Below are 2687 nucleotides of genomic sequence, written 5' to 3'. Positions count from 1 at the left end.
GAGGCCCTTGCGCAGCTCGGCCCGGGCGAGCCCGAGGGGCTTTCGGCCCATGCCGCGCTGCTGGCCGCGCGCTGCCTGCTCGACCGGCCCGACCCGGTGCGGGCGCTGTCCTTCGCGCTGCGCGCCGCGCGGCCGGGCGGGGCAGCGGAGACGCGGATCGGCGCGCTGCTGCTGGTCGGGCGCATCCGCACCGGGCTGGGCCAGGAGCGACTGGCGGCGGAGGCCTATCGCGCTCTGCTGGAGGTGCGGCCCGAGCACCTGGAAGGGCGGCTGCTGCTCGGCCGGATGCTGGTGGAGCTGGGCTGGTTCGGCCTCGCGCTGGAGGCGCTGGCGCCGCTCCCACGCCCCCTGCCGGGCTGGTGGCGCCAGGTGGAGGGCTGGGCCGAGGCCGGGCGGCTACGTGCCCGTGCGGCGGCGCTCGGGCTTCTCGACCGCCGTGGCAAGGGGCCGAACCCGCGGGAGCTGCCGGATCTCGCGCGACACCTGATCCGCGCGGGGCGGATGCAGGGCGCTCGCGGCGTGATCGCCGGCCTGCCCCCCGGCGGGATCCGGACCTGGCTCGAGGCCTGGGTCGCCGAGGGTCTGGCCTGGCCGGACCCGCAGCCCGTGCCCGACCTCGTGCTGCCGCCGGAGACGCCGCCCTCGCTCTGGCTGGAGGCGGCGCTGTGGCTCATGCAGCGCGGCGAGACAGCGCGCGCCGCGGCCAGCATCGCCGCCGTGCCGGACGCCGCGCTCGGCAAGCGCGGCTGGCTCCTCCGAGCGCGGCTGCTGGTCGCGCAGGGCGCGCATGACCGGCTGGACGCGCTGGCGACCGCGGCGGAGTCGGCCGGTGCCGACAGGACGCTCGCAGCGCAGATCCGGCTGACGGCGCTGACGCTGGGCGGCGCGCTGCCGACGCTCGATGCGGGGTTGCTGCCGGCGGCGGCCGAGGCGACCGACGAGCTGCCGCTGGTGCAGTACTGGGATCGGGAGATGCCGCCGCCCGACGTGGCGAAGGTGATGGACAGCTGGCGCGCGCATCACCCGAAGCGGCGCCTGCTGCGCTTCCACCGTGCCACCGCCCGTGCCTGGATTGAAGAGGCTTATGGCGCCGATGCCGCCGCCGCGTTCGATGCCTGCCCGCATCCGGCGGTGGAGGCCGACCTGCTGCGCTACGCGGTGCTGGGGCGTGAGGGCGGAATCTGGGCCGATGCCGACGACAGCTGCAAGGCGAGTTGGGACGGTGTGCTGGCCGCGGTGCCGCCAGCCGGCCAGGCTGTGAGCTTTTGCGACGAGTTGCTGTTCTACGCCTACAACGCGCCGCTGGTCGCGCGGCCGGGCAGTCCGGTGCTGCTGCGCGCCCTGCGCCACGCGATCCGCGCGCTGCTGGCGCCGCGCAAGCCAGGGGAATTCCCCATCTGGTTCGCCACCGGCCCGGGCCTGCTGACGCGGCAGGTCGCGGCCGATCCGCGCGGGGTGCGCCTGATCGGCCGTGCGCTGCTGCGCCATCTCTGCCTGTCGGAAGGCAGCCTGGCCTACAAGTTCGACCGCGAGCAGGACTGGCGGCCCGACTGAGCGGCGCTTGCGTGTCGGGCGACCCGACTCAGACCTCCGGGCGTTGCGGCCCTGCGGTCATCGGCGCGCCTCAGCCCAGCGCGCGCAGCCGCGCCGCCGTCTCGGCATCGGCCGGGTAGAAGGCCTCGATCGCGAGTTCCGACAGCGTGATCTCCACCGGCGTGCCGAAGACCGTGGTGGTGGAGAGCAGCGCGAGGCGGCCGGTCGGCCCGTCGAACAGCAGCGGCACCGCGACGCCGCCGGGCGGCAGGCCGGGATGGCTCGGCAGGGCGGTGTCCGGCGCGGGCAGGGCGGTGAGTTCCACCAGCAGCGCGGCCAGGGCGGCATCGCCGCTGGCCGCCACCTGCCGGCGCAGCCGTTCCAGAAGATGCGCGCGCCACTCGCCGAGATTGGCGATGCGCGGCGCCAGCCCGCGCGGATGCAGGCTGAGCTGCAGCACGTTGACGGGCGGCGCCAGCAGCGCCGCGTCCTGCACGCCGGCGAGCAACGGCGCCACCGCGGCATTGGCGGAGACCAGGTGCCAGTGCCGGTCCACCGCCAGCGCGGGATGCGGCGCATGGGCCGCCAGGATCAGCTCCACCGCCTGGCGCGCCGCGGCCATGGCCGGGTCCTCCAGCAGGCGTTCGGCGAAGGCGGGCGCGTAGCCAGCCGCCAGCAGCAGCGCGTTGCGCTCGCGCAGCGGCACCTCGAGCTGCTCGGCCAGGCGCAGCACCATCTCGCGGCTCGGCGCGGCGCGGCCGCTCTCGATGAAGCTGAGATGGCGCTGGGAGACCTCGGCATCCAGCGCGAGGTCGAGCTGGCTGCGCCGGCGCCGGCGGCGCCAGTCGCGCAGCAAGGCGCCGACCTTGGGCGCGGGAGAGGCGGGCAGGGCGGTGCTGACCATGTCGTGAAAGCTGGGGCGGGACGTGGCACGGTGCGATGACCTCGCGCGTAATCGCGTCGCGGCCCCGTCGCGGCCAGGGTGCCGGCGTCCACGAGAGGAAGGAGGACGCCGACATGGAACGTGATGCTCTCGCCCCGACCCGCCTGCTGCGCATCGCCCTGCTGGGCGACGCGGCCGCGAGCGCCGGCATGGGGCTGCTGCTGGCCGGCGGCGCCGGCGTGCTGGCCGCGCCGCTCGGCCTGCCGGCGAG

2 protein-coding genes are annotated in these 2687 nt (G+C 76.1%); one reads left to right on the top strand and one right to left on the bottom strand.

All coding sequences use genetic code 11. The features are described from left to right. Positions 1-1554, top strand: a 1554-nt coding sequence (locus OZN99_RS29230) for a glycosyltransferase (protein WP_270938734.1), incomplete at its 5' end; no start/stop codon positions are given. Positions 1555-1624: 70 nt separating this feature from the next. Here the strand turns inward: OZN99_RS29230 and OZN99_RS29225 are convergent. Next, positions 1625-2437, bottom strand: a complete 813-nt coding sequence (locus OZN99_RS29225; RefSeq protein ID WP_270938733.1) for a helix-turn-helix domain-containing protein — start codon at positions 2435-2437, stop codon at positions 1625-1627. Positions 2438-2687: the final 250 nt, after the last annotated feature.

Origin of the sequence: Falsiroseomonas oryzae (assembly GCF_027856955.1) — a bacterium.
GTDB lineage: Bacteria > Pseudomonadota > Alphaproteobacteria > Acetobacterales > Acetobacteraceae > Falsiroseomonas > Falsiroseomonas oryzae.
This window is presented reverse-complemented; position numbering and strand designations above follow the sequence as displayed.